The sequence below is a fragment of the Pseudomonas sp. KK4 genome, assembly GCF_001984065.1.
Lineage (GTDB): Bacteria > Pseudomonadota > Gammaproteobacteria > Pseudomonadales > Pseudomonadaceae > Aquipseudomonas.
Map to the genome: position 1 here is coordinate 1 of NZ_LYVP01000190.1, position 6,614 is coordinate 6,614.

The 6,614-nt window shown below is 62.2% G+C and carries 6 protein-coding genes; 3 read left to right on the forward strand and 3 right to left on the reverse strand.

The annotated features are described in order from the left end of the window. Positions 1–116: 116 nt before the first annotated feature. The 3 genes from B0W55_RS28275 to B0W55_RS28285 all read right to left on the reverse strand — a co-directional run bounded on the left by B0W55_RS28275 (position 117) and on the right by B0W55_RS28285 (position 2,004). Positions 117–914, reverse strand: coding sequence for an OmpA family protein (locus tag B0W55_RS28275; RefSeq protein ID WP_077049204.1), 798 nt, complete (start codon positions 912–914; stop codon positions 117–119). A 48-nt stretch (positions 915–962) separates the two neighbouring features. Next, positions 963–1,376 carry a DUF4398 domain-containing protein gene (locus B0W55_RS28280; protein WP_077049200.1) on the reverse strand — a complete coding sequence of 138 codons (414 nt, stop codon included), beginning with the start codon at positions 1,374–1,376 and terminating at the stop codon, positions 963–965. A 283-nt stretch (positions 1,377–1,659) separates the two neighbouring features. Next, positions 1,660–2,004 carry a hypothetical protein gene (locus B0W55_RS28285; protein WP_046057182.1) on the reverse strand — a complete coding sequence of 115 codons (345 nt, stop codon included), beginning with the start codon at positions 2,002–2,004 and terminating at the stop codon, positions 1,660–1,662. Positions 2,005–2,219: 215 nt separating this feature from the next. On the opposite strand from B0W55_RS28285, the gene ppc reads away from it, so the two are divergent. The 3 genes from ppc to tsaB all read left to right on the forward strand — a co-directional run bounded on the left by ppc (position 2,220) and on the right by tsaB (position 6,553). Continuing rightward, positions 2,220–4,850 carry a phosphoenolpyruvate carboxylase gene (gene ppc / locus B0W55_RS28290; RefSeq protein ID WP_077049201.1) on the forward strand — a complete coding sequence of 877 codons (2,631 nt, stop codon included), beginning with the start codon at positions 2,220–2,222 and terminating at the stop codon, positions 4,848–4,850. 288 nt (positions 4,851–5,138) lie between these two features. Then, on the forward strand, positions 5,139–5,786 hold the full coding sequence (adk, locus tag B0W55_RS28295) for an adenylate kinase (RefSeq protein WP_077049202.1): 648 nt from the start codon (positions 5,139–5,141) through the stop codon (positions 5,784–5,786). 92 nt (positions 5,787–5,878) lie between these two features. Beyond that, a complete protein-coding gene (gene tsaB, locus B0W55_RS28300; RefSeq protein ID WP_077049203.1) occupies positions 5,879–6,553 on the forward strand; it encodes a tRNA (adenosine(37)-N6)-threonylcarbamoyltransferase complex dimerization subunit type 1 TsaB in 675 nt (224 codons plus the stop codon). The last annotated feature ends 61 nt before the right edge of the window (positions 6,554–6,614 follow it).

Below are 6,614 nucleotides of genomic sequence, written 5' to 3' on the forward strand. Positions count from 1 at the left end.
TCAAATGTGGGAGCGGGCTTGCTCGCGAAAGCGGTGTGTCAGGCAACATTACCGTCGACTGACATCACGCCTTCGCGAGCAAGCCCGCTCCCACAGGGGTGTTGCGGTGTCGCTGGTTATTGCATGTTGGAGCTGACAGCCGAACGTGGAATCACCGGCTGGTTGTCATTGGAAATCGTCACTTCCACTCGACGGTTCTGCGCCCGGCCCGAAGTGCTGGCGTTGTCCGCCACCGGGTATTCCTTGCCATAACCCTGGGCGACGATGCGCGCCGGGTCGACACCCATTTTCACCAGGGCCATGCGTACCGAGTTGGCGCGACGTTCCGACAGCGACTGATTGTGGGACGCGGTCCCCGTGCTGTCGGTATAGCCTTCGACGATCACCTTGCGGTCCGGATTTTCCTGAAGGTACTGCGCCAGCTTGTTGATGTTCACCAGACCGTTGGATTTCAACTCGGCCTTGTCGGTCGCGAACAGCACGTCACCAAAAGTCACCAGGGTGCCGCGGTCAGTCTGCTTGGCGTTGAGGCTGTCCTGCAACTGCTTGATCTGTGCGTCCCGCGCATCCAGGCGCGCCTGGGCCCGTTGTGCCGAAGCGTTTTTCAGATTGGCTTCGGCCGTGCGCAGGGCGATGGTCTGCTTGGCCACTTCCACACGCTGGTTGGTCAGGTAAGCCAGCTGATCGACCTTGGCCGAATCTTGCTTGTCCATGTAGGCCTTGTCGGCCTTGTCCAGGTAATCGCTGGCTTCCTTGGTTTCCAGTGCCGCGACTTTGCTTGCCTGCGGGTTGGCCTGCAGGCCGGAATAGTTGGTGCGGGCCTGTTCAAGGTTGGCGTTCGGCGGCGTGGAGCATGCGGCCAGGGCAACGCTGGCAGCCAGCAGGGCAGGGAGCATCAATTGTTTGGAAGTCATCATGGTTTCGTCCTTTTAGTCGATTAAGAAATACGTCGAGCCGCGCCGTTACTGAACGGTGCGCTGGCTTTCCTGACGCAGTTCCTGAACGCCTTTCTGAGAGTCCTTGAGTGCCTGTTCAGCTTTCATCGCCTGAGCTTTGCGCTCGGCGACGCGGGCGTCCCACTCAGCCTGTTCGGCCAGGGTTTTGGCCTGATCGTATTTTTTGTCGTGCATGGCAATTTCGGCTTGCTTGAGCTTGTCTTGCGCCGCCTTCATTTCCACGGCGGCAAACTCGGTCCCGCCGGCACTGACAGCGCTGTTGACCGCCGATTGCGACACGGCGAACTGTTCGCTGGGAGGGTTGCCGGCGCAACCGGCCAGCACGAGGCTGCTACCGATGGCCAGGGCCGCCATTTTCAGGCCGTGCATCGAGGTGAACGAGGATTTGCCAGTACGGGTTTTCATGGTCTTCAACTCCATTGCGCTAACTCCTGAACAACTAAAAGATCCATCCTGGGCAAGGAGCCGTAACCTTCATTTTCGGGTCGTTTTGAAACGGCCGTCCCAGGGGGCTTACTGGGATTGACCCGGGGCGTTTTTTAAAAGTTCAGAGAAATTATTCTGCAGCGGGGTTTTGCTGTTTCGATCGCAGGAGCGAATTCGCTCGCGATGGTCGTCAACGATAACGCGGGTTACCTGAGTAAACGCGGTGTCTCGGATGGCATCGCGAGCATGCTCGCTCCTACAGCTGGGCGGGGGCGGATCAGTGTTTCTGCTTGTCATCCACGGCCGACAAATCGTGCAAATGCCGCCGCGACAACGCCAGGAAACGCGGCGTCGGGCCGATGTCTTCGTACAGCGGATCACCTTCTTCATCGGTGGCCACCACCGTCGAACCCTTCACGTAGGGAAAGCTCTTTTCCAGCTCTTCCAGGGCGGCGCCGATCAGTTCGCCCAGCAGCTCTTCGGGTTGCCGCTTGGGGTACATGTCGACGATGGCCGCCAGCCGGGCCGCGGCTTCCACGTCCAGGTGAATCGAGTAGCCGGTGTCGGTCAGGCGACCCTTGGCGTTTTCTTCCCAATGATGGGCAAGTTCGCGGATTTTCATAATGACCTCATGACGCGCCTGCTCGTGGCAGGCAGGGTGAGTGTCCGGCATTGGCCGGCGAAAGCCGTTGTACGGCTCATTGTTCAGACTAGCTGTTGCCCAAGAGGTTTAAAGTCCCTTCGTCGTCTGGGTTGTAAGTAGCGGTCTGTAGCGGCACTCTTTGTCTCAAGTGCATGCCTCTCCCGGGCCCCCGGATTTTTGCTGGAGTACTGCTGATGACCGATATCGATGCACGCTTGCGCGAGGACGTTCACCTGTTGGGTGAGCTGTTGGGCAACACCATTCGTGAACAGTACGGCGAGGGCTTCCTCGACAAGATCGAGCAGATCCGCAAGGGCGCCAAGGCTGACCGCCGTGGCTCCATGGACGCCGAGCTGAGCGCCAGCCTCAACCAGTTGACTGAAGACGAACTGCTGCCGGTGGCGCGAGCGTTCAACCAGTTTCTCAACCTGGCCAACATCGCCGAGCAGTACCAGTTGATTCACCGCCGTGAAGAGTCGCAGCCAGCGCCGTTCGAGTCGCGGGTACTGCCGCAATTGCTCGCTCGCCTGCGCGAAGAAGGGCACGGCGCCGAGGCCCTGGCCCGGCAGCTGGGCCGCCTGGAAATCGAATTGGTGCTCACCGCTCACCCGACCGAAGTCGCGCGTCGCACGTTGATCCAGAAATACGACGCCATCGCCGAGCAATTGGCAGCCCTGGACCATCGCGACCTGACCACCGCCGAGCGTGAGCAGATCAAGTCGACGCTGCAACGCCTGATCGCCGAAGCCTGGCACACCGAAGAAATCCGCCGCACCCGCCCGACCCCGGTCGACGAAGCCAAGTGGGGCTTCGCAGTGATCGAGCACTCGCTGTGGCATGCCGTCCCCAATTACCTGCGCAAGGCCGACCTGGCCCTGCACGCGGCCACGGGGCTGCGCCTGCCACTGGAAGCCGCACCGATTCGCTTTGCTTCGTGGATGGGCGGCGACCGTGACGGCAACCCCAACGTGGTCGCCACCGTCACCCGTGAGGTGCTGTTGCTGGCACGGTGGATGGCGGCCGATCTGTACTTGCGCGACATCGACCAACTCGCTGCGGATTTGTCGATGCAGCAGGCCAGTGAAGCGCTGAAGGAAAAGGCCGGCGACAGTGCCGAACCCTATCGCGCCGTGCTCAAGCAACTGCGCGAACGGCTGCGGGCCACGCGCAATTGGGCCCACAGTGCATTGACCGCGCCCACGCCTGCACCCGCTGACGTGCTGCAAAACAACCGCGATCTGCTCGATCCGCTGGAGCTGTGCTACCACTCGCTGCACGAGTGCGGCATGGGCGTGATCGCCGACGGCCCGTTGCTCGACTGCCTGCGCCGGGCGGTCACGTTCGGCTTGTTCCTGGTGCGCCTGGACGTGCGTCAGGACTCGTCGCGACACAGTGCGGCCATGACCGAAATCACCGATTACCTGGGCCTGGGTCGCTATGAAGACTGGAGCGAAGAAGAACGCATCACCTTCCTCACTCGCGAACTGAACAACCGTCGTCCGTTGTTGCCCGCCCACTACAAACCCTCCGCCGACACGGCCGAAGTGCTGGCGACTTGCCGGGAAATCGCCGCCGCGCCCGCGGCGTCCCTGGGCTCCTATGTGATCTCAATGGCCGGTGCCGCTTCGGACGTGCTGGCGGTGCAACTGCTGCTCAAGGAATCGGGCGTGTTGCGACCGATGCGTGTGGTGCCGCTGTTCGAAACCCTCGCCGACCTCGACAACGCAGGCCCGGTGATCGAAAAACTGTTGCTGCTGCCGGGTTACCGCGCACGTCTGCACGGGCCGCAGGAAGTGATGATCGGTTACTCCGACTCGGCCAAGGACGCCGGCACCACGGCGGCGGCCTGGGCGCAGTATCGGGCGCAGGAAAGGCTGGTGGATATCTGCCGCGAGCAACAGGTGGAACTGCTGTTGTTCCACGGCCGTGGCGGCACCGTGGGTCGAGGCGGCGGCCCGGCGCACGCGGCGATCCTGTCGCAGCCACCGGGATCGGTGGCCGGGCGTTTCCGCACCACCGAGCAGGGCGAGATGATTCGCTTCAAGTTCGGCTTGCCCGATATCGCTGAGCAGAACCTCAACCTGTACCTGGCAGCGGTGCTGGAGGCGACCTTGCTACCTCCGCCACCACCAACCCCCCAGTGGCGCCACCTGATGGACGAACTGGCTGCCGACGGGGTGAGCGCCTACCGTGCCGTGGTGCGGGAAAATCCGCAATTCGTTGAGTATTTCCGTCAGTCGACCCCGGAACAGGAGCTCGGACGCCTGCCGCTGGGCAGCCGTCCGGCCAAGCGCCGCGCGGGTGGCATCGAGAGTCTGCGGGCGATTCCGTGGATTTTCGGCTGGACCCAGACCCGCTTGATGTTGCCGGCCTGGCTTGGCTGGGAAGCGGCCCTGAGCAAGGCGCTGGAGCGCGGTGAAGGCGACCTGCTGGGGCAGATGCGCGAGCAATGGCCGTTCTTCCGCACCCGCATCGATATGCTGGAGATGGTGCTGGCCAAGGCCGACGCCGATATCGCCCGCTCCTACGACGAGCGTCTGGTGGAGCCGCCACTGCTGCCGTTGGGCGCGCACTTACGCGACCTATTGTCGCAGGCATGCTCCATCGTCCTCGGGATGACCGGCCAGTCGCAGCTACTGGCACATAGCCCAGACACCCTGGAATTCATCCGCTTGCGCAACACCTACCTGGACCCGCTGCATCTATTGCAGGCCGAGTTGCTGGCCCGTTCGCGGCAACAGGAAGTGGCCCAGGACAGCCCGGTGGAGCAAGCGTTGCTGGTGTCTGTAGCGGGAATTGCCGCCGGTTTGCGCAATACCGGCTAAGGTTTTTGCCGTGGGGTCAGGCATCCGGGGCAGGCTTTGGATGCCGTGCTCTGATCAGGGAAAATGTGCGGCCAGGCGACAGTTAGTGATGGGGTTGCGACGAGGGGAACCGCGCCGAAGGGTCGCAGGAGCCAGCGGTTTCTCCGACTTTTGGCGTCTTGTGTGGGCGCACCCCGCTGTGTATCTTGATCAGCCTTTGGCCGTTTGGGCGGTCACGACCCTTTTTTTGAGATTGGCCCCACGAGGCGAATCTGACGTTATCCATATAAAAAATTGAGGAGCACATCGATGCGCGTCATTCTGCTGGGAGCTCCCGGGGCCGGTAAAGGTACTCAGGCTAAGTTCATCACCGAAAAATTCGGCATTCCACAAATCTCCACCGGCGACATGCTGCGTGCCGCGGTCAAGGCCGGCACCGAGCTGGGCGTCAAGGCCAAGAGCATCATGGATGCCGGTGGCCTGGTTTCCGATGACCTGATCATCGCCCTGGTCAAGGACCGCATCGCCCAGGCCGACTGTGCCAAGGGTTTCCTCTTCGACGGTTTCCCGCGCACCATTCCTCAGGCTGAAGCCCTGGTGGAAGCGGGCGTCGAGCTGGACCATGTGGTCGAAATCGCCGTCAAGGACGAGGAAATCGTCCAGCGTATCGCCGGCCGCCGTGTGCACGAGGCCTCGGGCCGTGTGTACCACATCGTCTACAACCCGCCGAAAATCGCGGGCAAGGACGACATCACCGGTGAAGAGTTGGTGCAGCGCAAGGACGACACCGAAGAGACCGTGCGTCATCGTCTGTCGGTCTACCACGCCCAGACCGAGCCACTGGTGAAGTTCTACCAGGAGCTGTCCGCCGCTCAGGGCAAACCGAAGTACAGCCACATCGAAGGTGTTGGCTCGGTGGAAGCGATCACTGGCAAGGTGCTTGAAGCGCTGAACTGAAAAGACTGATCGGCTTCATCGTCTACGGCCCGCTTGCGGGCCGTAGTTGTTTATACTGACGCACTTTTTTACTTTCTCTGACGGAAACATCGATGAGCACCTTGCTGGCCCTGGACACCGCGACTGAAGCTTGCTCCGTTGCCTTGCTGCATGACGGCAAAGTTACGAGCCATTACGAGGTGATCCCGCGCCTGCATGCACAGAAGCTGCTGCCGATGATTCAGCAGTTGCTGGCTGATGCGGGCACGACGCTGCAAGCGGTCGATGCCATCGCTTTCGGTCGCGGTCCGGGTGCGTTTACCGGCGTGCGGATTGCCATCGGCGTGGTGCAGGGGCTGGCGTTTGCCCTGGATCGCCCGGTGTTGCCGGTATCCAACCTGGCCGTCCTGGCTCAACGCGCCTATCGCGAACACGGCGTGAGCCAGGTTGCGGCGGCCATCGATGCACGTATGGATGAAGTGTACTGGGGCTGCTACCGCGAAACGGCGGGTGAGATGCGCCTGGTCGGCCAGGAAGCGGTGCTGCCACCGCAAGTGGCCGCTTTGCCGGCCGACGCCAGCGGCGAGTGGTTCGGCGCGGGCACCGGTTGGGGTTATGGCGAACGCATCGCCGTCAGCCTCAGCGGTCAGGACGCCGGCATGCTGCCTCACGCCGAAGACCTGCTGACCCTGGCACGATTCGCCTGGGCTCGGGGTGAAGCGATCGTGGCCGATGAGGCGCAGCCGGTGTATCTGCGCGACAAGGTAGCCACCCCGAAAGCACGCTGAACGTCGTTCCTGTGGCGAGGGAGCTTGCTCCCGTTCGGCTGCGCAGCAGTCGTAAAATCTG